Annotated in this window: 16 protein-coding genes; 13 read left to right on the top strand and 3 right to left on the bottom strand. The window is 48.6% G+C overall.

The window, feature by feature from the left end:
- Positions 1–113 precede the first annotated feature (113 nt).
- From NST08_RS28825 to NST08_RS28790, 8 genes are all read left to right on the top strand, one after another.
- Positions 114–701 carry a uracil-DNA glycosylase gene (locus tag NST08_RS28825; protein WP_083832606.1) on the top strand — a complete coding sequence of 196 codons (588 nt, stop codon included), beginning with the start codon at positions 114–116 and terminating at the stop codon, positions 699–701.
- A gap of 350 nt (positions 702–1,051) precedes the next feature.
- The gene (locus NST08_RS28820) at positions 1,052–1,435 is read left to right on the top strand and encodes a hypothetical protein (RefSeq protein WP_007129081.1); all 384 of its coding nucleotides are present in this window, start codon (positions 1,052–1,054) and stop codon (positions 1,433–1,435) included.
- 340 nt (positions 1,436–1,775) lie between these two features.
- Positions 1,776–3,641 carry a sensor histidine kinase gene (locus tag NST08_RS28815; RefSeq protein ID WP_251537953.1) on the top strand — a complete coding sequence of 622 codons (1,866 nt, stop codon included), beginning with the start codon at positions 1,776–1,778 and terminating at the stop codon, positions 3,639–3,641.
- Positions 3,638–5,188, top strand: coding sequence for a response regulator transcription factor (locus NST08_RS28810; protein WP_213616815.1), 1,551 nt, complete (start codon positions 3,638–3,640; stop codon positions 5,186–5,188). The genes NST08_RS28815 and NST08_RS28810 overlap by 4 nt, the downstream gene beginning before the upstream one ends.
- Positions 5,189–5,438: 250 nt before the next feature.
- Positions 5,439–6,368 (top strand): ABC transporter permease, encoded by a 930-nt coding sequence (locus NST08_RS28805; protein ID WP_213616817.1) that lies wholly within the window; start codon positions 5,439–5,441, stop codon positions 6,366–6,368.
- A gap of 21 nt (positions 6,369–6,389) precedes the next feature.
- Positions 6,390–7,337, top strand: coding sequence for a carbohydrate ABC transporter permease (locus tag NST08_RS28800; RefSeq protein WP_099478038.1), 948 nt, complete (start codon positions 6,390–6,392; stop codon positions 7,335–7,337).
- Positions 7,338–7,452: 115 nt separating this feature from the next.
- Entirely contained in the window at positions 7,453–8,976 is a 1,524-nt protein-coding gene (locus NST08_RS28795; protein WP_007129076.1) for an ABC transporter substrate-binding protein, read from the top strand.
- Positions 8,977–9,101: 125 nt separating this feature from the next.
- Positions 9,102–11,882: an endo-beta-N-acetylglucosaminidase gene (locus NST08_RS28790; RefSeq protein WP_251537955.1), complete on the top strand. Its 2,781-nt coding sequence runs from the start codon at positions 9,102–9,104 to the stop codon at positions 11,880–11,882.
- Positions 11,883–12,113: 231 nt separating this feature from the next.
- Here NST08_RS28790 and NST08_RS28785 read toward each other — a convergent pair whose 3' ends face one another.
- Both NST08_RS28785 and NST08_RS28780 read right to left on the bottom strand, forming a co-directional pair.
- On the bottom strand, positions 12,114–13,187 hold the full coding sequence (locus NST08_RS28785; RefSeq protein ID WP_251537957.1) for a hypothetical protein: 1,074 nt from the start codon (positions 13,185–13,187) through the stop codon (positions 12,114–12,116).
- 71 nt (positions 13,188–13,258) lie between these two features.
- Entirely contained in the window at positions 13,259–13,699 is a 441-nt protein-coding gene (locus NST08_RS28780) for a MarR family winged helix-turn-helix transcriptional regulator (RefSeq protein ID WP_251537959.1), read from the bottom strand.
- A 131-nt stretch (positions 13,700–13,830) separates the two neighbouring features.
- Between NST08_RS28780 and NST08_RS28775 the strand changes: the two genes are divergently transcribed.
- The 5 genes from NST08_RS28775 (at position 13,831) to NST08_RS28755 (ending at position 21,046) form a co-directional block, all read left to right on the top strand.
- Positions 13,831–14,322 (top strand): CarD family transcriptional regulator, encoded by a 492-nt coding sequence (locus NST08_RS28775; RefSeq protein ID WP_007129072.1) that lies wholly within the window; start codon positions 13,831–13,833, stop codon positions 14,320–14,322.
- 236 nt (positions 14,323–14,558) lie between these two features.
- Positions 14,559–15,074, top strand: coding sequence for a hypothetical protein (locus tag NST08_RS28770; RefSeq protein WP_251537961.1), 516 nt, complete (start codon positions 14,559–14,561; stop codon positions 15,072–15,074).
- A gap of 329 nt (positions 15,075–15,403) precedes the next feature.
- Complete coding sequence (locus tag NST08_RS28765) at positions 15,404–15,934, top strand: DinB family protein (RefSeq protein ID WP_210094098.1); 531 nt, start codon at positions 15,404–15,406, stop codon at positions 15,932–15,934.
- Between the two features lie 575 nt (positions 15,935–16,509).
- On the top strand, positions 16,510–19,980 hold the full coding sequence (locus tag NST08_RS28760) for an S-layer homology domain-containing protein (RefSeq protein ID WP_251537963.1): 3,471 nt from the start codon (positions 16,510–16,512) through the stop codon (positions 19,978–19,980).
- A 406-nt stretch (positions 19,981–20,386) separates the two neighbouring features.
- Positions 20,387–21,046 carry a class D sortase gene (locus tag NST08_RS28755; RefSeq protein WP_251537965.1) on the top strand — a complete coding sequence of 220 codons (660 nt, stop codon included), beginning with the start codon at positions 20,387–20,389 and terminating at the stop codon, positions 21,044–21,046.
- Positions 21,047–21,197: 151 nt separating this feature from the next.
- Here the strand turns inward: NST08_RS28755 and NST08_RS28750 are convergent, their stop codons facing one another.
- The gene (locus NST08_RS28750) at positions 21,198–21,659 is read right to left on the bottom strand and encodes a hypothetical protein (RefSeq protein WP_210094095.1); all 462 of its coding nucleotides are present in this window, start codon (positions 21,657–21,659) and stop codon (positions 21,198–21,200) included.
- Positions 21,660–21,724 lie beyond the last annotated feature (65 nt).

The following is a 21,724-nucleotide window of genomic DNA, read 5'->3' as shown; positions in this document are numbered from 1 at the left end:
GGTCTCATTATTTCGGGTGTCCGAACCATAGGTGAGATCAAGTTTTAACTATAGGTGGGCATAATGGAACCAGTGCTTGTTATCGGAAAGGAGGGGATTGCGTGTCTAAGGAAATGGGTCAATCCTGCGTCATCTTGCCAGAAGAGCAAGCGCCCGAGGATATGCAGCATTGTGAACGCTGCGAATTGTGCAAACAGCGGAATCGCATCATCTGGGGGGAAGGGAATCCGCAGAGCTCATTGATGTTGATTCTGGATAACCCGGGAGCCCGGGAGGATCGGGAAGGCAATCCGTTCTTGTGCGGGACCCGGGAAACCCTCCAACTCGGCATGAGGGAAGCGGGGATCGATATCCACTCGGTATACGTCACTTATTTGCTGAAACGCCGGCCAATCCGCGCTTACGATAAGCCTGCCACCCGTGCAGCATGCCTGCCGCATCTGCAGGCGCAGCTCCTTCAGAAGCAACCGCTTGTCCTATTTGGCTTTGGCAATGTCGTGGTTGAAGGATTATTCCCGGAGAAGGAGCATGCCACCGTCAAGGAGCTGCGGGGGAGCTGGCATGAGTTCCAGGGGATCCCGATCGGTTTTACCTATCACCCGCTGGCCGTAAGAAGAAGACCGAATTTGCTAAGGTTTTTTGTCGAGGATTTGAAAGGTTTGAGGGAGAAGTGGGAGGAGCCGGGAGGTAGGGGGATGTAGATATTACATCATTTTTGCGGCAAGTTGTCTTCGGAAATCCGGGGCGGAGATCAATCATGTACTCCATAGGGATAGGGCTCCACCAAATTGGTGGCGGCCCATTTTTGATACTTCGTGAATTGATACCGGACAGGTCCTCTTAAACCAGTTGACCGGTTTTGCTTAACAATGTCATGATTGGTTATTGGCGCGTATTCATAAAGTTTGCAACCTTTTCTAGGTTTAGGTGTTTTTATATATGTACTTGTGTAACTCCTTATTTAAGATACATTTCGGTAGTCAGATACAGTAGTACAATTCAAGCATTTGTACTGCTTTTTTTTTAGAAAATTTTGCAGGAGGGGCTGGATATGAAACGAAAAAGGTATGTTATTTCACTGATCATTTTATTTGTAATTGCTTATGTTTCCGTCGGCGCATGGATCTCCCATGACACTAAGATCATATTAGTCAAAGCAATGAGTGGGGCTGCTGACTATAAAGACTACATGAATACTACGACTTATCAAAAAATTAACCCGGCAACACGTGTAATGACGACAAAGCCTTATGAGTACGATAAAAAATTTCATGATGTCGGTTTTGTGTTACCATTGCATTTCTTTTATAGATCAAAGGCTTATGTAAATCAGTTTTATTCGAATGAGGATTTTGGATTCAGGGAACCGGTTAGGTTAAGTCTGAAATTAAAATCCGGGAAATGGTATGCTACGGATGTTTATATTAAACCTTAATTAACGAATGAACAGTCCCGATCCCTTACCATCCATATAATCAGGGCCCTCTTAGGAATGAGAGGGCCCTGATTTATTAGATTGTGCGCTCTTAAATCGGGAGCAGACACCGGTTGTCCAGCCACCTTACATGATCGTCCGGGCCTACAATAGTCAGCCGTTCCTCATTTCCTGCGCAATCCACCATACCCCGCTAGGAAAGCGCTTCTGCCGCATCCGGTTGCATGAATGAGAGTTTAGGACAGGGCTTCGGTAAGGACGCGATTTATTTCTTTAAGCCTTACAAGCATGCAATTTTCAATTGCCGGGTTTTCGGAAAGGGTGTACACTGAGTGCCGAAGTGACCATTATAGAACAGGGTGTGTTTCATATTTTCAGAAGACTGCGCCAATTCTATTTAAATCATTTGAAGCGAAAGATGTTCAACAAAATCGTCGTGCTGTACTCAACCGTCATGATCGTGCTGTTTGCGATTGCGGCAACGCTGGTTTATCAATACCAGGAACAGCGCATACTCCGTGAGCAGACCGATGCGAATCTCAAATCCGCGCATGTGCTGAACATTTATTTGAGCCGGCAGTATGAAGGCATACAGAATATATTTCAGCAGATTTACGGAGATGCCACGCTAAGCGATGAGCTGATCTATTTTCTAAACCACGAATATGAGAGTTACCTGAAATACCGGCTGGATTTGTACACCAGGGCAGGAGAGCAGCGATTACGGTCTTTCAATACCTTGATAAGAAATTATCTGGAACAGGAATCAAGCGCTAGAAGCGTCTCGATCTACAGCTATCCGAACAATTTTTACATGCATATCAGCCGGACCAACCAGCAGTTGAATAATGATGCCGGTTCCAAGAACAAGTGGGAGACCTGGTTTGCCCGCCGGGAGCAGCACAGCTGGGATACCATGCCTCCAAACGAATCCTCGCGTTCATCCGGAGGCTCCAGTCCAAGATCGTATTCCTATTCCAGAGAACTGAAGGACCCCTGGACCCTGAATCGGGTGGGGATGATGAATGTGGAGTTCGACGCCCGGCAAATTTCATCCTGGCTGGAGAGCCGAGCTTCGGTCAAAGGCCGGATTATGGTGTTGAATGCACAGGGAACGGTCATTTACGATTCGGAGGATGAGTATTACGGGCAAACCTACCCCTACCGTTTGGAGCAGGAAAAAGCCGGGGATTGGGTGCAGCTGGATGAACCCTCCAAAGTGAACATATTGAATGTCAGCAATGCGGGCTTGTCGGTGGTGGGGATTGTGTCGCAATCCCTGATCAAAGAGAGCACGGAAAGTTTAAGAACGGGACTGATTCTGGTCACCCTTCTGTTTATTGCGGCCAGTTTTGCGATTACGGTTACGATCATTCGCAGGTTCTCCAAGAAAGTGCAGCGGATTATCCGTTCGATGAACCGGATCGGCGAAGGCGATCTGTCGACGCGCATTCAGATGTCCGGCGAAGATGAGCTGCAGCAGATTTCCCGCCGGTTTAACGACATGGGCGACCGTTTGGAGCAATATATCGATAAAATGTATACCTCGGAAATTAAGCAGAAAAACGCGGAGCTGGTTGCCCTGCAATCCCAGATCAACCCCCATTTTCTATACAATACGCTCGAGTCCATTCGCATGAAGGCGTACTTTGTGGGCGCGAAGGAAGTGGGGCAAATGATATACAGCTTGTCGGTGATGTTCAAGAACATGGTGAAAAAAAGCACGGTGGTTACCGTTGAAGAGGAAATGGACATGTGTTCCGTTTACCTCGACTTGTTCCGCATTCGCTATGAAGGACGGCTGGAGACGGAAATCGAGGTGGATCCGGAGATCCAAAATGCCAGCATCATCAAGCTGCTGGTCCAGCCGATCGTGGAGAACTATATCGTTCACGGATTCCGTCCGCTGGAAGACAACAATAAAATTTCGGTCCATGCCCGCCGGGCGGGGGACCGGGTCGTCATCATCGTATCCGACAACGGAACGGGCATACCGGAGGAAAAGCTGGCCCAAATCCGCAGCACGCTGGACAAGGTTCTCCAGCCTCCCGACAAGGGATACCGTTCGATCGGACTGATGAACGTGCACGAGCGAATCGTGCTGAATTACGGAAGTGATTACGGAGTGACCATCAACAGCACGGAAGGACAGGGAACCGAGGTCCGCATGGAAATACCGATGCTGCGCAAGGGGGAGACGACATGAGGAAGGTGTTTTTTGTTGATGACGAGCCTTTAATTGCACAGGGATTGGCCACCATCGTGGATTGGCAGAATTATGACCTGCATGTGTCAGGTTCGGCCAACGATGGGGTGCAAGCGCTTGAGCGGCTAAGGGAAGATCCTGTGGATCTGCTGATCACGGACATTATGATGCCCAGAATGAACGGGCTGGAACTGATCAAGAAGGTAAAAGAAATGCATCCCCGCACCAAATTCATTGTGCTGAGCGGTTACGAAGAATTTGAATATGTGAAGGTGGGGATCACGCTCGGCATTCAGAATTATATTCTGAAGCCGATCAGCATCGAGGAGCTGGAAGCGACGATTAAGCATATCCGCGGCGATTGGGAGCGCGAGGAATTGAGCCGGTTTCGCTCCGAGGAGGATTGGAGGATCCTGCGCAGCAATATTTTGCAGCGGTGGGTTAACGGCGATATCAAGAGCTCGGAATTAAAGCAGAGAGCTGAACTTCTCGGAATTCCGCTCAATTATGCGTCTTACCAGGTGTATGTTCTGCGGCTCATATCCGATGAGCGCCCGGTGTCCCAGCTCTATCGCTTGACCAGCCTAGCCGACGAATGCAGCCGGGCTTTTTCGGAAGTGCTTGGGGGAGACCACGAGGTAATCTGTTTCCCTGATGCGGATGACGACATCGTTGTGATGTCGGCCGCGAGGAATGAACGGAGGGACACGGAACAGGAGGGCATAAGAAATGCCATGGCCCGGCTGCGGGAGCTGACGGGCTTGCGCATTTGGTGCTCCGAAGGCAATGCAGGCTTCAATGATTTCAAAGATATTCAAGCGAGCTACAGGAAGGCGAAGGACCTCTTCAACGCCTGCCTGATTGCCGGAGATGACATGCTCCTATACAGTCCGGCTGCGGAACCGGAGGCCGTTCAGGCTTCTTCGCCGTCCGCTCGTCCCGATACGTTCGCGAAGCTGCTGATCGAGGGTGACATTCCCTCCCTGCAGGCTTATATCGAGTCCGTTCTGAGCGGAGACGGCAAGGAACCAGTGGTCCCTCGGGAGACCTCCTTCAATGCGGCAGTCCAGCTGATGGTCGCGGCGAAGGATATGGAGAAAAACCCCGATTACAGCGAGGTATTTACGCCAATGCACCGGATTAATACGCTCCAGGGGCTCCGCAATCATGTATGGCGCATCGTCGAACGCAGTCTTGCGCGCCTAGAAGAAGCGGAGCAGGGCTATAGCCCGCATGTCTCGTTTCTTGTGGAGCAGGTGCAGCATCACTATCCGGAAGAGCTTTCCCTGAAGACGCTGAGCCAGCGGCTGCAGATGCATCCGAATTATTTAGGTCAGCTGTTTCAGCAGGAGGTCGGCGCCAGCTTCTCGGATTATTTGAACCAATACCGCATCGAGAAAGCCACGCAGCTCCTCTTACATACGGATCAAAAGACGGCGGATATTGCGTTAGGCGTAGGTTATACGGATAGCTCGTACTTTTACAGACAGTTCAAAAAATATACGGGCGTATCTCCGACCGAGATGAGATCCATGTATCGGATCTAAATCGACGGGGAAACCATTTACGACAGGCCCATGGGTGGATAACCCTTTGGCCTGTTTTTTGTTGTTTTATAAGGGATTCTTTAATTTGTCCATCCCGTTCTAGTATTTTTCAACTTGAGCGCGATAGCGCTTACTTGGCACAATGATAGTAGTTAAGGGCAAGTGATAGAATAACGCATCGACAAAGATCATGGGGATCTTCTACTGCAGTCGCATCACTTGTATTTAACAGGGAAGAGGAGGAGTGCTCATGTCGGGGTTCATCAAAAAGGTCATACGCAACCGGTTTATGCTGCTGATGATCCTGCCCGGAACCATATGGTTTCTTATCTTTGCTTACTTGCCTATGTTCGGTACCGTTCTCGCGTTTAAGGATTTCCGTATTAGCCCGGACGGTTTTTTTGCCAGCGTGCTCAACAGCGAATGGGTAGGGTTCAAAAACTTCGAATATCTGTTTACAACCAATGATGCTTATATCATTACGAGAAATACGATTCTGTACAACCTGGCTTTTATTATCCTGGGCCTGGTCATTGCAGTGGGCTTTGCGATCATGCTAAGCGAGCTTGTCAACAAGCGTACGGCCAAGGTATATCAGACCGGCATGTTTCTGCCGCATTTTTTGTCGTGGGTTATCATTAGTTATTTTGCGTTCACTTTTCTTAGCGTAGACAAAGGGACGCTCAATCAAATCATCACTTATTTCGGGGGAGAGCCGATCAGCTGGTATTCGGAAGCGAAGTATTGGCCCTTCATTCTCGTTTTTGTCGGTATCTGGAAAGGCGTGGGTTACAACAGCGTTATTTACCTTGCGGCTATCACAGGGATCGACAAGTCTTATTATGAAGCGGCCGTGATCGACGGAGCCAGCAAGTGGAAGCAAGTGCGGTACATCACGATTCCGCTGCTGAAGCCGCTTATGATTATCCTGACCATACTCGCAATCGGCGGCATCTTCCGTTCCGATTTCGGATTGTTCTACCAGCTTCCGAAGGATTCGGGCGCGCTGTACCCGGTTACGAACGTCATCGATACCTTCGTCTACCGCGGGCTGATGAACATGGGAGACATCGGCATGAGTACGGCAGCGGGCTTGTACCAATCATTTGTAGGCTTGATTCTGATTCTGGTTGCCAACTATATCGTTCGTAAAATTGAAAAAGATCATGCGATCTTCTAATCCGAGGGAGGTGTACCGTTCATGACGCAGCTATCTACGCAAACCGCGAATCAACCGGCAAAGCGTTCAAAGAAGAGAGACTACAACGCCATCTCCCCATTGTGGAATACGATTTTCAATATCGTGATCGGCCTCTTCTCGTTTTCCTGTATCTTTCCGTTTCTATTTGTTATTATTATTTCCCTGACGGACGAACAGACGCTGGTTTCGGAAGGCTTCAGGCTGTTGCCAAGTCAGTTCAGCACGGCAGCGTATGAATATATTTTCGAAACGGGCAGCGAGCTTTTGTCCTCATTCGGCTTAACGCTTTTGATCACGGTGCTGGGGACGCTGGTGAGTCTGGCATTGGTTACGACTTATGCCTATGCATTGTCCCGTCGAAATTTTGAATTCAGAGGCTTCTTCAGCTTCCTTGCATTCTTCACCATGCTGTTCTCAGGCGGAATGGTGCCTGGTTATATCGTGATGACCCAGTTCCTGCATCTGCAGAACACCATCTGGGCGTTGATCTTTCCTTTATCCTTGAGCGCGTTCTCCATCATTGTCATGAGGACTTTCTTCCAGACGACGATTCCGGATGAAATTATCGAGTCCGCCAAAATCGATGGGGCCGGCGAGTTTCTGACCTTTATCCGAATCGTGCTGCCGGTTTCGCTCCCGGGGATTGCAACCATTGGTTTGTTCAGCTCTCTGGGGTACTGGAACGACTGGTTTAACGCCTTGCTGTATTATAACGATCCACAAGCGACGCCGCCGCTGCAGTTCATGCTGATGAAGATCGAGAAGAACATGGACTTTCTGACGCAGAATGCGCAGAATATCGGTTCCTTCGACGCAGCAGCAAGCCTGCCGACGGAGACGGTAAGAATGGCGATGGTCGTATTGGCGACCCTGCCGATTGTTATGGCGTATCCGTTCTTCCAGCGGTATTTTGTCCAGGGCCTGACGGTAGGCTCAGTCAAAGGCTAATTTCATAAGGTTGTACCCGCATCGCACACGGCCGGAGTAATCCGGCTTTCACGTCTGAGGTGTGTAAGCGGTGTCAATATAGCATTAACCATTAAGTGATACAGGGGGAAAACACATGTTTAAGAAAAAGGCTTCTATACTGTCCCTTGCTCTTGTGCTTTTGCTCACGGTCGTATTATCGGCTTGCGGCGGCAAGGAAGGCGCTAAGTCTGGCGAGCCCGCGAAGGAAGAGGCGGCCATTCAGAGCGACGGCACGGTGGATGCATCCAAGCTGGACCCGGTCAAGCTCAAAATGTACATGATCGGGCCTAACCAGAAGGATCTTCCTAAGGTTCAAGAGGAGATCAATAAATACCTGACGGAGAAAATCAACGCTACGATCGAGATCAACATGATCGACTGGGGCGATTACAGCCAGCGGATGCAAGTCATTACCAGCTCCGGCGAGAATTACGACATCGCCTTCACCAGCTCATGGGCATTTGATTATCTTCCAAACGCGGCCAAGGGTGCCTTCAAGCCGCTGAATGACTTGCTTGATCAGTATGGACAAGGCATCAAGGAAGCGCTGGATCCTCGTTTCCTCGAAGGAACGAAGGTGAATGGCGTGAACTATGGCATCCCGGCCAATAAGGAGCTGGCACAGCAGTTTGTATGGCGTTTCAACAAGAAGTATCTGGATAAGTACAACCTGGACATTTCCAACGTGACAACGCTTGAGGATCTGGAGCCGCTTTTGAAAACGATTAAAGAGAACGAGCCGGCGGATATTACACCGCTCGCCGTACCGAAAAGCTTTAAGCCGTACTTGCCGGTTGACTTCCCGCTTGGTGATGAAATTCCGATCGGCATGTACCTTGATACCAAAGACTTTAAATTTGTGAATCTGCTGGATACACCTGAACTGAAATCGGCTTTGGCCACGATGCGCAAATACTATAAAGCGGGTTATGTGCGCGAGGATGTAGCGACGCTGGACGGCATTGATAATATCAAGACCGGCAAATGGCTCGTGGACCGCGAGATTACGCAGCCATATGCAGAGCTCGGCTGGTCCAGAAACGCGGGATATGACATTGTGACGAGACCGATGCATGATCCGGTGATTTACACCAGCTCCGCAGCGGGTTCGATGATGGCGATTTCTTCGTACTCCAAAAATCCGGAGCGGGCCATGATGTTCTTGAACCTGCTGAACACGGATGAGAAACTGCGCAATATGATTCAATACGGCTTGGAGGGCACGCACTACAAGAAGCTTGAAGGGCCATACATCGAGGATATGCCTGCAATGCAGGAAAACTATGCAATGCCTGGATTTGCGCTCGGCAATATGTTCCTGACGTACCTTCATGAAGGCGAGCCTGAAGACAAGTGGGAAGCATTCGAGAAATTTAACAGCTCCGCTGTAGTAGCTCCTACATTCGGCTTTAACTTCGATACGGCTCCGGTCAAAACAGAAGTTGCGGCCGTGACGAACGTAGCGAAGGAATTCATCCCTGCACTGTATACCGGCTCCATCGATCCTGACGAATACTTGCCAAAAGCAAAACAAAAGTTCCAGGATGCTGGAATCGACAAAGTTATCGCTGAGGCTCAAAAGCAGTTCGATGAGTGGAAGGCAGCACAGAACAAGTAAGGCATAAGAGTGGTTGAAGAGTAGAAACGGCTGATGATGATAGCCGTTTCTCTCTATTTATCATCACGCTCCTGTAAAATACTAGAAAAACTGCAAGATCATTATCCGTATAGGAGGTTTTTTGAGTGAAAAAAATCAAACCGGGTTATTTTACTAAAGCTCAGTGGAAGCGAAGAATGACCGTATGGATGAGCACAGCCGTGCTGGCAGCATCCCTGACGGGTTTTGCCGGAGAAGTCGAAGCAGCGCAGCCTCATTCGTCCTATTGGTATCCGAACACGCTGCTGGAATGGTCGCCGTCGGCCGATAAGGATGCGCTTTTTAACCGGGGAACGGTGAAGCTGGAGGCCAAACGGGTCCAGGGCCATAAGGTCAACAGCCATGCCAAAGAGGAAGTGAAGGTTCTATCGATTGCTTCCATGTATCCAAGCACAAGCGGAGCTCCTTCCCAAGGCTCGGAGAAGTTCCATACGTATACGTTCAGTAATTGGCAGTATATTGACAAGCTGGTGATGTGGGGCGGCTCGGCAGGTGAAGGCTTGATCGTTCCGCCAAGCGCCGACGTGATCGATGCAGCCCACAAGAATGGCGTGCCTGTATTTGGAACCGTTTTCTTGCCGCAAACCGAGCATGGAGGCAAAATCCAGTGGCTGCATGATCTGTTACAGCAGCGGGAGGACGGATCCTTCCCGGTTGCAGACAAACTGATTGAGGTTGCTGCGTATTACAGATTTGACGGTTGGTTCATCAATCAGGAAACGCAGGGCGGAACGCCTGAGGATGCCGCTAAGATGGCTGAATTTTTAACGTATCTTCAGCAGAAGAAGGCACCGGGCATGGAAGTGATCTGGTACGATTCCATGATCAAGGACGGACCGGTGAAGTGGCAGGGAGCTTTGACGGACCAGAACAAGATGTTCTTCCAGGCGGGAAATCAGCGCGTTTCCGACAATATGTTTATCGATTTCCGCTGGCAGTTCAAGGACGAGAAGAACGGCAAATACGATTATATCACGCCGTTCCTGAACTCCCCGGCGAAGGCCGCCGAGCTTGGCCGCAGCCCGTATGATCTGTATGCCGGCATCGATGTGGAGGCAAACGGCTACGAAAGCAGGTTCAATTGGCCGGTATTGTTCCCGGAAGGCGAGAAAGCGACCACTTCCCTCGGCATCTACCGTCCGGATTGGGCGTTCAACAGCTCTGAGACGCACGAGGAATATATGAACAAGGAGCAGATCTTCTGGGCGGGACCTGGCATGAACCAGGCGAATACCTCCCAGCCTGAAGGAGCCGACCCGCTCGCCTGGAGAGGGATTGCCCATGATGTCGTTGCCAAAACGGTGCTGACCGGTTCCGAGTTCGTCACCCATTTTAATACGGGGAACGGCCATATGTTTGCGGTGGACGGCAAAGTGATGCGGAGCAGCGATTGGAGCAACCGGAGTCTGCAGGATATTTTGCCGACCTGGCGCTGGATCACGGAAACCAACGGCAAGGGCGAAGCCCTCAAGCCTGGATTTGATTTCAGCAAATCCTACTACGGAGGCAGCTCGCTTCAGGTAGAAGGTCCCGTCAGCAAAGGTTCTTCTACCCATATCAAGCTGTATAAGGCGGATATCCCGGTCGAGGCAACGACGGAAGTATCGCTTGTTTATACGGATAATGCGAAGGATGCCAAGGTGAAGATCGGGTTGGCCTTCTCCGATGCGCCGGATGACTATGTGTTCTTCGAGCCGTCCAACTGGACCCAGGTAGGCGCGAATCAGGATTGGAAGCAGGGGAGCGTCAGACTGAACAAGTTCAAAGGACGTAGGATTGCGGGAATTTCGCTTCAATTCGAATCCGCGGCGGATATGGCCAACTATCAGGCCAATATCGGTAAACTGGCCGTTTCGCAGGTGAATGATAAGGCGAAGAAGCCGCATCAGGTGAGCGATCTGCAGGTGATCGAGAACGACTTCCGCGACGGGATCTATGGGGATGCGCGATTGTCCTGGAAGGCACCGAAACAGGCGGAGGACGTAATGTATTATCAGGTGTACCGGGTTCATCCGGACGGCAAGTACGAGTTGATGGGCATGACGGGCAACACCGTTTATTATGTGCCTGAAATGAAGCGGCTGCAAAAAGAGCAGTCCACCAAAATGGTCGTGATTCCGGTGAACCGCCACTACGAACAAGGAAAAGCAGCATCTGTAAGCTTTGACTGGCCGGAATACCCGAAGCCGACGGCAGCCTTCAAGGCGGATAAGACGCTGATTGCACCGGGAGAAACGGTACAGTTCACGGATCTTTCATCGGAAGTCACAGAGTCCTGGAGCTGGAGCTTCCCGGGCGGACAGCCAGCGTCCAGCACGGAGCAGAATCCTAAGGTGACCTATCCGGAAGAAGGAACGTTCGAAGTGACGTTAACCGCTAAAAATAGCATTGGCGAGGACGTGGTTCGGAAGAAGCTCATCACGGTTACACGGGAAGCAGAGAATGGCGTTGGCAATCTTGCCCTTGGCAAGACAACGTCAGCATCCAGCTTCGTGAATGAGAAGGAAGCCCCTGCATTTGCGGTGGACGGTAATGCCGCTACCAAATGGTGTGCGGTCGGAGACGGGCCACACTGGCTGACGGTGGACCTCGGAGCCGAGCATAAGATCAGCGAATTCGTGATCAAGCATGCGGAAGCGGGAGGCGAGCCGGCCGCATTCAACACGCGGGCATTCACCATACAGGTAAGCTCGGACGGCAAGGAATGGAAGGATGCGGTTTCGGTCAAAGACAATACGAAAGCGGTCAGCAGCCACGCTATCGAACTTACTTCCGCACAGTACGTTCGTCTTCAAGTCGAGAAGGCGACCCAAGGCGGGGATACGGCCGCGCGGATTTATGATTTTGAGGTATTGGGCTTGAAATAGTATGAATGAGCAAAAGAGCGTTTCCCTAAAGAGGGGAACGCTCTTTTTTAAGCTGCCGGCCAAGTTTATTTCATTAAGGGCTCCATTAGCACAACGAGCTGCTGGCAGTAGGCTCTCAGCCTGTACATGGAAGCGTAATGGGCTACGGGGGTTTAATCAATGGGAATAATCAGAGAGGGGGACAGGTACAGCAAGTGTCGGCTCCTGCTTTACGCTAAGGATGCTTGCCACTCACAAGTAAATCCTCCGAGCCTCCTCATCGAAGAATTCAATCACACTCCCATAATCGGCAATATCGATCCGGTTCTGCCGCATGATCTTCTGAAGAAAGATGGTATCCGCGAAGATTTTATTTAGAATCGTTTTGCACCATGCCGGATTGTCTCTAAAGTAGTCCACCAGATGATGAATTTCATCAAACTCAAAATAAAGAACATAACACACGTAATTCTGCAGCAATATGCTGAAGCAATGATCACGATATGGGATAGAGCGAGTGCCTGCGAGAGCATCTCTCATGATGTCGAATACCGTTGATTTATTTTCCGAGTACATATGGAGCATCTCGTCCACATCATTGATCAGTCGGAGTGCAGCCTCGAAGCCTTCTTCCGGGGGCATGACCAGCTTGGTCGACTTTCCCTCGATGGACCTAAGCAGCTCAATCGTGAGGTTTTTGCAGGCTGCGATTTCATGGGGAGCTATCATTAATTGATCGTGATATTCAGCGATATGCTCGATGTAGTAATCATGGTACGCCGAGAAATATGGCTCAATGTGGATGCCGGTTTTCGTATGAACCAAATCCTGACCGTGGAATGAAAAGGCGTAAAGCGTCTCCTCGTTCACCGGATGGGCATACAGGTAGAAAAAGAGGAAAAAGCCCCTTAATTGAAGCTTCTGTTCATCGCTCAACCGGGAGACACCGTTTAATTGAGACAACTGGAAGAAACAATAGTTCTTCATTAAATCATTCATGGCGTTGTACGGATTGCTTCGAACAATGGATGTCGTCGAGTTGATGGTAAACAACAGATAATAGAGTATCTGTTCATCGTAGACGTCCAGCTGCTTAAACGTGTCCGCGAGCACAGGCTTCCAATCCGGGCTCGCAGCATATTGGGGATCTCCCGGCTGTAAATCATACGCCCATTCAACAAAAGCCTGATCGTTGCGATCGACAAAGAATAACGCTGCTCTTTCGTCTTCCAGAACGCCATATTCAAAGCCAACGGTCTGTACCGACGGCAAGCCTCTGTTGAACTTTATATTTAAGTATTCATGAAATAGGAGCTGAAGCTTCATTCCTCTTACCCTCGATTCTTATCCATTTATTATGGTCAACCGGATGATCTTCAGCCAAGGGCTAGGTAGGGTTAAACACTCGTCCCCAAACCCCAATCCATCGTTAAAATCCGCTTAAGCTGATCCGCTTGCTCTTCTCCGATCGAGGCGGTGATTTTGGCCTCAAGCTTTGCCTTAATCGCTTCGTTGTGCTCAAAGCACTCCTCGCCGAACTTCGTGAGACGGATGCACTTGTCTTTATTGTTATGCTGCGCTCTGCTGACCTCGACCAGTCCTTTGGCTTCCAGATTTTTAATGAATTTATGGGTAGCCTGACGGGAGATATCCACTTGTTTGGCGACATGGGATATCGTCGTTTGTCTCTTATAGATTCTCGCCATAATAAACCATTCGGAGTTCGATATATGAAGGTCATGGCTTTTATGCCACAAGCGGTCGTTTAAGGTGCGGAGAAGGACATGACGTTCGCTTATCAGGTCGATCAGATCCAGGGTCTTCACTTCTACATGCATTGGTCATCATTCCTTTCAGCAATTCCTCCACCAATATACAAAAGTTCACGATTCTTCGTCAACCAAGTTGACGATAGTGTATAATAGAGATACATAGTCAACCAAGTTGACAACGTGAGGAGGATAACAGCATGTTTGAAACGGGTCATTTGGTTATCTATTCAGTTCATGGCATATGCCAAATTGATGGGATCAGCGAGAAAGAAGTCTTGGGCACAACCAGACGCTATTATGAGCTGCATCCGGTAAGTAACGTGAAATTAAAGATTAGCACGCCAGTAGACAACGACAGTCTGCTCATGGTCGAACTGATCGATCGGGAGGAAGCCGAGAAGGTCATGCAATCCTTTAAATCGCCGGGCACGGGATGGATTGAAAAAAATACGGAGCGTTTCCAGACCTACTCCAAATTAATTAGATCAGGCGACCGGGAGGAGATCGCTAACATTATCAACACCTTAATGCGTCACAAGCAGAAGGCCGAAAGCAACAACAAAAAGCTGAACCAACAAGATCAAGTGATGTTAGCTTCGGCTCAAAATATTTTGTTTCAGGAAATGGCAATTGCTTTGGATACATCCTATGAATCGGTATTGGGCAAGGTAAACGGCATGCTGGCGTAAGCGCTGGCTGACCGAAATTCAGCAAGGCGAGGGCAGAGAGACCGTATGTATGCGATCCAAACTTCATTACTACAATAAAAATCACTAATCCTTTATCGGTTGGTGATTTTTTTGTTTTGGGCTTCATTCTCTATTTTATTTTGGATAATTATTCACAGAATGTTCACTTATGAGGAGCCCCCCTAAATCGCTAAAATAACACGGTGACACATTAGATGAAAGGTTGATGATTGGAGATGGCAAACCAGAAGCTCGTAGAGACAAGACTGCCCAGGAACGGCAAAGAGGGGATATTATTTTTATTGATCGTATCGATTATTTCGGTCAACACGATCGCGCCGATCATTATTGGACTGGAGCGCGGGTTCAGCAAAGAGGTTTATCTGGATAGTCTAAAAGTGATTCCTATCATGTGGGTCATCGTCGTGTTATGCGTGAAGCTGATCGCTGGCCCGATTGTTGGCAAGATGATGCCTAAATTCTTGGGGCAGACTGATGGGGTCAATGCAAGAGTATTATTAAATATTGTGCTCAACGTAACGGTATTATCACTTCTTCTCTCCATTATTGGCCCCATGGTAGGTACCAAACACATCAGTTTGGATCCGTTTAAAAACTTCCTCCATACCTGGCCACGAAACTTCGGCATTGCGTTCTGGATTGAAGTGTTGATCGCACAGCCTATCGCAAGATACGCGATGAAGGTTCTGCACTCAAGACAGGCAAGCAAAGCATCGAGCATACAAGCGTAAGATCGTGAGGCCGTCGATTCGTCGATGGCCTTCTGTTGTCCGTAAGGGATCAACCAAACGGAATCAGGCCGCGCTCACATCTAATTAGTCTGGAATTGACACCTCCCTGTTCCCCTACTAAGATAGAAAAAATATATATATCGCAGATGGAAATGAACGAGAGGATCCTGCTTATTCCGAAATGGACATTCAAGGAGCACAGGAGCTTGCCATCTCGATAATGAATGAAGACCAAAATCCGAATATAAATGTATTAATGTGGGATGCAACCCTTACAGAAATAAAGAAATAATTGGCCGGGAAGCCATTATTGCAGGAGGAAGAGCCTGATGCTTAAAGATTTGCAAGGCGAGGCAAATATGTCCCCGATCGTTGGGATGTTATATTCCGCGGTGAAAGAAAACAGCCAGCGACTTCAGTTGATTACGAAGGGCATGTCGCAGGAAGAAGTCGATTACAAGGGACCCGATGGCAGCTTTAACAGCACTGCTCAATTAATGAGACATATCCTGTATGTTGATTTGAATTGGGTGTACCGGATGAAAGGGGAGCCGCTCCCTCATTCGTTACAAAAACAATACGGTCCCATGATCGATGTGAACAACCGGCTGCCGATGATCCAAGGCAAGTCGCTCAACATGCTGATATCGGAGTATGAAGAGGTGTTAAGCATGCTGAAAGACATCTGTACCCAATTGCAGGATGCTGATTTAGATCGGGTGGTCACCTTTGGTCATGAGAATGAAAAGCAAGCAACGATTCGCTGGGGATTATGGCATATGGCTGACCATAACCGCTATCATCAGGCGCATATTAATCTGCTAAGAAAATGGTATGCAGAGCATTCGCCTTCAAAATAAAGGGACATCAAGTTTAAAAAATTGGGCATCTGCAGATGTAACCTTTTATGCGAAGCGGAAAGGGGGGCCAGGATGCGGTACGTCTGGCCGATCTTTCATCGATATGTGGGAGAATAGGCTGGAATTGCGTACATCCTCAAAGTAACCTATTATGGCTGGAAGTTAAGCAATGACGCGTGCCGAGGCAACCGCACTGTTGGTAAGAATGCTGAAAGTGAATGACCTGATTGATAAATAATGAAGCAACGCAAACAACCATTGATGACATGAACGTCTTCGATGGTTGTTTTCTTTTGTTCACGTGCACCGATATATCAATTCTCATAGATAAATTCTTTAAGGCTGTTCAGATTTTATTCAGACTGCCTCTATATAATGTAGTGGCGTGTATTCCTATAATTCGACAGTGACTTTGAATAAGATCCTCGGTCCAACAAATTTCGTATTTAGGAATCTAACAGAGTATGTAGCCTAGATTTAAAAGGATGGAGATTATGTGAGGGGTATTTTAACTATTCTGCATAATTACTTAAGCGAAGCGGCTGTTGGAAAAGGAAAACACGAGGCTTACAAATATGATGAAAAAGATAGGAGGAAAGAAAAACGTGTTTAAATCTAGCAACAAGCCTCGTAAGAAAAAGCATGCAGCATTGTTCCTGGCTTGCGTTCTTACTATTGGTGGTTTTCCGGTAGGAGCTGCTAAAGCTTCAGTCTACGCGGCTGATACAGAACAAGCCTTAATTACCACATCCGGGGGTACGACCAGCTATGATGTTGTTGACGGGGGAACTCCGACCGGGGTAGTTATTGATCCGGAGGTTCTGATTCTTAACTCTCCCGATACGGCTAACTTGGATGCTGCAACGGTAATGATTGAAAATTTCCAGACCGGAGATACATTATCATATACCTTGGCTGCGGGAATTACAGCAAAAAGAAATACCCCCGATAACGGCGTTCTAATGTTTACGGGAAAGGCTTCAGCAGAAGCTTATACGCAAACATTATCCAGTGTTAAGTTCTCGACGACGTCCAGCGATAAATCAGTGAGAACTATTAAATTTACCTTAGGCGATGCCCTTCCTTATGAAGGTAACGGTCACTTTTACAAATATGTAAATAAGGGCAGCTCAATTACTTGGGATAAAGCGAAGCAAGAAGCTGAGGGTATGACTTATTTTGGACGGCAAGGGTACCTGGTCACGATTACAGACGCCAAGGAGAATGAGTTCGTAAAAGAAAAGACTCTAGGCTTGGGCTGGATTGGCGCACAGGATATCGAACGTAAAGATGGTGGACCTAGGAAAACTGGTGACTGGCGTTGGGTAACCGGCCCAGAAGGTGAAAAGGATAGCGGTAATGGCTTGAAATTCTATGAAGGCTATTATCAAACCTCTGGGAAGCCAGTAGACGGAGCGTATACCAACTGGGACGCTCAGGAGCCTAATGATTACAGCAATAAGGAATATGTAGCTCATATTTTTTCATCTGGTCAACAAGCAGGGAAGTGGAATGATTATCCGAATGATAACAACGTTACAGGATACGTCATTGAATTCGGTGGTATGTCAACTGACACCAATTACGAGGTTATCGCCGAGAAATCCGTAGCTTTTGTTAACATTACCGAACTGAAGAAGGCGGTTGAGCAACTCAGCCAATTGAAAGAAGAAGACTACATGGAAGACGAGTGGCCAGCGTATCAGCAGGCACTGGAACAAGCCAAAGCAGTGCTTGAAAACAGAAACAAAACGCAAGAGCAAGTAAATAAAGCGCTTGAGGCCCTAAAGGCAGCGGAAGATCAACTGAAGACCCGGATTAAAATCACGCAGCCGGCTGGCAGCCACGCATACGTAGCCAAGCCTGAGTTTAAAGGTGAGTCTGCTCCTGGTGCGGATGTTACTGTGGAGATTAAAGATAAAGACGGCAATGTGATTGGTACGCCTACCGTCAAAGTGAATGCTGACGGGACTTGGAGCTTTAAGCCTGCACAGGATCTGGCGGATGGGGACTACGTGGTTGAAGTGACAGCCACGAAGAACGGAGAGTCCAATACTGCAACCAAAAATGTGACGGTGGACACGACCAAGCCTCAGCTTGCGATCACCGAACCAACCGGTGAGCTGGTATCCGTGGCTAAGCCGGAAGTCAAGGGAATCGCAGACCCGGATGCCAAAGTAACCGTAGAACTGAAGGATGAGAACGGAAATGTCATTGAGTCTCGAGAGGTAGAAGTGGACAGCAATGGCAACTGGAGCTTCATTCCAACGGCGGAGCTGGCGGATGGTAAATATACGGTCGATGTAACGGCAGTTAAGGACGGCAAAGTGTCCAACGAATCCAAGACGATCGTGGTGGATGCATCCGAAAATTCCCACCTCATCGGCTTGGAGCTGAACAACAGCAACGATGGTACACCGATTGGTCTGTCACCTGAGTTTGCTGAAAATACTCGTGAGTACACCGCATCCGTTTCTGCTGCAACGTACAGCGTCTATCTAACACCAACGCTGGACGAGCTGGCTGGCCTGGATCCGAATGCCAAGATTGAGATTTCACTCAATGGTGGTACCTGGATGGATGCAGCTGACGGTAAGGCAAGCGATCATTTGCTTTTAAAAGAAGGCAGCAACACCATTGAAGTCAAGGTAACCGTAAACGGTAGAGAGACGATTTATAAACTAACCGTATATCGAGCGTTCAGTGGCGGAGGAGATAACAACAATGGAGGCGGAAACGGAGGAGGCGGAAGCACGCCGGGAACAACTCCAACACCTCAGCCGGAAACTCCAAAGAGCAATCTGGATGTCCGAGTGGACGGCAATGACAATCCATTTGCCACCGGTACCACGACAGTTACGGATGGCCGTACCGTAACCTCAGTGAAGGTAGATCAGGGCAAGCTGGTTGATGCAATATCCAAGAGCACAGATCCGAAGCTGGCTATTCACTCGCCGAATGAAGGTGACCTGACAGTTGGCGGCTTGACTGCGGATAATCTGAAGCAACTCGGCGATAAGGGCGCAAGCTTGGAAATCAGCAACCCGCTCGCCATCTATCCGGTTCCAGCTGGTAAAATGAATCTGTCTTCCGTAGCCGGGCAGCTTGGAAATGCCGCGCTTGGTGATATCGCAGTCCGTATCGACATTAAGCGTGCTTCGGAAGCCGTGACCGCATCTGCCAAGAGCAAGGCGACATCGGCAGGCTATGAGCTGCTGGTCGATCCAATCGATCTCGACCTGACGTTTGCTCACGAAGGAAAGAACGTGAGATCCGGTCAGCTGAGCGGATATGCGGCGAAATATATCGCTCTTCCGGAGGGCATCGACCCTAACCGGATCACAACAGGGGTTGTAGTCAACCCTGACGGCAGTGTGTACCATCTGCCAACTGTCGTAACGAAGATCAATAACCGTTATTTTGCTCAAATTAACGATCTCCGCAGCAGCGGAACCTATTCGATCATCTGGAATCCGCAGGATTTCGATGATGTGAGAACACACTGGGGCAAAGCGGATGTGAATAATATCGCAGCAAGACTGGATTTGAAGGGCAATGGGAATAACACATTCTCGCCGGACCGCAGCGTTACGCGCTCCGAGTTTGCAGAGATGGTGGTTCTCGGTTTAGGCTTGATGCGTCCTGAGGCTCCACAGATGAGGTTCCCGGATGTTCCGGCAACAATCTGGTATCGTAATGCGATTGCGATCGCCGATGAATTCGATATTGTCCGCGGTTATGACGATGGCAACTTCGTCGGCGGCCGGCAAATTACGAGAGAGGAAGGGTTCGCCATGGTAGCCCGGGCTCATCGCCTGATTCTCTCTCAGAATGCAGTAGAACAGGATACTTCTGTTCTGGCTCAATATAGAGATGGAGATAACGTAGCGAAATGGGCTAAAGCCGACGTAGCGCAATTGATCTCCGCAGGCATCATTCGCGGGAACGGTCCGGATCATCTTAGTCCGAAAGCGCAAATGACACGCGCCGAAGTCACCGCACTGATCGCAAGAATGCTGAAAGTGACGAACCTGATCGATAAGTAATAAAGCAACGCAAAACAACCATTGATGACATGAACGTCGTCAATGGTTGTTTTTCTATTTAGATACGGTGACCTATTGTTAAGCGGCGTGACGAACGATCGAACTTGAAATATAAATCACGGAGGTATCAGATGCGTATAACGTGCAGATCCTTTATCAATGGAAACATAGGGTGGTAAGCGGAGCAGATTCCAGGCGTGTCCCATCGATTTAGAGTCTCCATCGGAACCTCTATTAACAGAGTGGGTTAAATCGAGAAATTTATTACTTTTGGCTTATTAAGAGAAGAAGTACGGTCAATCGGCTGGATTTTAAATAGGAGAAGAAGTAAGATATGGTTGTAAAAATATAGATATTCAATTGGAAAAACATTAGATTCCATTGTTGCTCCGGCAGTCACCGACTGATGAATTTGAACAGAATGAAAGGGGAAGCCATGCGAAGAATCGTAGGTGCGTTGTTGATGCTTGCAGGCGTCGGGTTTGTAACATTCGCTGCAATACAATATTTCGAACATCAAGCAAGCCTGAAGGAAGCCATGGCGGAAGCGAATACGCTGATTTCTCAGCCGCAAACCATAGATCATTTGGATGATAAGGGTGTTGATCCAGCCTCGCAGCGTGATCCTATGGCCGAGAGATCCCAGTTTGATCCAAGTCCGAACGATGTGATCGGGATGCTGGAAGTTCCAAAGCTGGAAGCCGAGCTTCCGATTATCGAGGGCACGGATGAGGAGATGCTTGAAAGAGGAGTCGGGCATTATAGCTCTACCGCATTTCCACTAGACGATGAACAGATTCTGCTGTCAGGCCATCGGGACACGGTGTTCCGGAACTTCGACAAGCTGGCGGTTGGGGATCGATTCATCGTAAAGCTGCCGTATGGGACATTTGAATACGAGATCCGAAGCACGGATATTGTAGACAAGGACGATACATCGGTTATTCGATCGATGGGATCCGAGGTGCTGGTCGTTTCCACCTGTTATCCGTTCCGCTATTTAGGCAATGCGCCGGATCGTTTTATCTTCTATGCATATCCGGTTGGAGATGAGCAGACCACCTAGTTTTTCATTAACCAAAAAATTAATGCAAATGGCGTAGATGTCTCACAATCCAATTAAGGATTGTGAGATTTTTATGTTATCCCGCTTTTTTGCAGTCTGCGCTTTTTCAAGTGATCAACATAGACGGTAATGAAATAGGGGAAGGGCCGTACTAATCCAGCGAGATGGTTTGCAATTCGGATAGAAGATAATCTCTCTCCTTGGGATCGCCAATATGAATGGCTGCTTCCTTGGCGAGTTGGAGGTATTCCATCATGGAATTTATATTCTGATCAATCATGTAAGCCCTCGCAATGGCTTCATAAGCAAACGCCAAATCGAAATCACCGATATGATTCTCCAAGCACAGTTTAAGCGAGTTTTTCCCGTGGAATAAAGCGCTCTCGAACATGCCGAGCACGGCATATACCCGCGAGATTTGCCATTCGCCTCTTGAGAATTGAAGGGGGGTGCCGATCTCGCCCCAGTGATAGCGGGAAGCATGGGCCATGTGGATCATCTGAAGATCGTCTTCCCAGGACCTGTCCGCTTTTTCAATCAAATCCCATGCGGCATTAAAATTCGTTACCGCTTGTTGCTTGTGCCATTCAAGCACGGTCAGCTTCTCGCTCATGTCTGCTCCTCCTGCAATTCAACATATTAAGTCGACTTAATCTCATCAAGAATAATGCAAAGTTG

Source organism: Paenibacillus sp. FSL K6-1566, from assembly GCF_038050475.1.
Lineage (GTDB): Bacteria > Bacillota > Bacilli > Paenibacillales > Paenibacillaceae > Paenibacillus_AQ > Paenibacillus_AQ lactis.
This window is presented reverse-complemented; position numbering and strand designations above follow the sequence as displayed.

What these genes read in the sequence shown, in the direction of transcription:
- NST08_RS28825 (WP_083832606.1), top strand. Translation starts at nt 114, where the DNA reads ATGGGTCAATCCTGCGTCATCTTGCCAGAAGAGCAAGCGCCCGAGGAT.
- NST08_RS28820 (WP_007129081.1), top strand. Translation starts at nt 1,052, where the DNA reads ATGAAACGAAAAAGGTATGTTATTTCACTGATCATTTTATTTGTAATT.
- NST08_RS28810 (WP_213616815.1), top strand. Translation starts at nt 3,638, where the DNA reads ATGAGGAAGGTGTTTTTTGTTGATGACGAGCCTTTAATTGCACAGGGA.
- NST08_RS28805 (WP_213616817.1), top strand. Translation starts at nt 5,439, where the DNA reads ATGTCGGGGTTCATCAAAAAGGTCATACGCAACCGGTTTATGCTGCTG.
- NST08_RS28800 (WP_099478038.1), top strand. Translation starts at nt 6,390, where the DNA reads ATGACGCAGCTATCTACGCAAACCGCGAATCAACCGGCAAAGCGTTCA.
- NST08_RS28795 (WP_007129076.1), top strand. Translation starts at nt 7,453, where the DNA reads ATGTTTAAGAAAAAGGCTTCTATACTGTCCCTTGCTCTTGTGCTTTTG.
- NST08_RS28785 (WP_251537957.1), bottom strand. Translation starts at nt 13,187, where the DNA reads ATGAAGCTTCAGCTCCTATTTCATGAATACTTAAATATAAAGTTCAAC.
- NST08_RS28780 (WP_251537959.1), bottom strand. Translation starts at nt 13,699, where the DNA reads ATGCATGTAGAAGTGAAGACCCTGGATCTGATCGACCTGATAAGCGAA.
- NST08_RS28775 (WP_007129072.1), top strand. Translation starts at nt 13,831, where the DNA reads ATGTTTGAAACGGGTCATTTGGTTATCTATTCAGTTCATGGCATATGC.
- NST08_RS28770 (WP_251537961.1), top strand. Translation starts at nt 14,559, where the DNA reads ATGGCAAACCAGAAGCTCGTAGAGACAAGACTGCCCAGGAACGGCAAA.
- NST08_RS28765 (WP_210094098.1), top strand. Translation starts at nt 15,404, where the DNA reads ATGCTTAAAGATTTGCAAGGCGAGGCAAATATGTCCCCGATCGTTGGG.
- NST08_RS28760 (WP_251537963.1), top strand. Translation starts at nt 16,510, where the DNA reads ATGATGAAAAAGATAGGAGGAAAGAAAAACGTGTTTAAATCTAGCAAC.
- NST08_RS28755 (WP_251537965.1), top strand. Translation starts at nt 20,387, where the DNA reads ATGAATTTGAACAGAATGAAAGGGGAAGCCATGCGAAGAATCGTAGGT.
- NST08_RS28750 (WP_210094095.1), bottom strand. Translation starts at nt 21,659, where the DNA reads ATGAGCGAGAAGCTGACCGTGCTTGAATGGCACAAGCAACAAGCGGTA.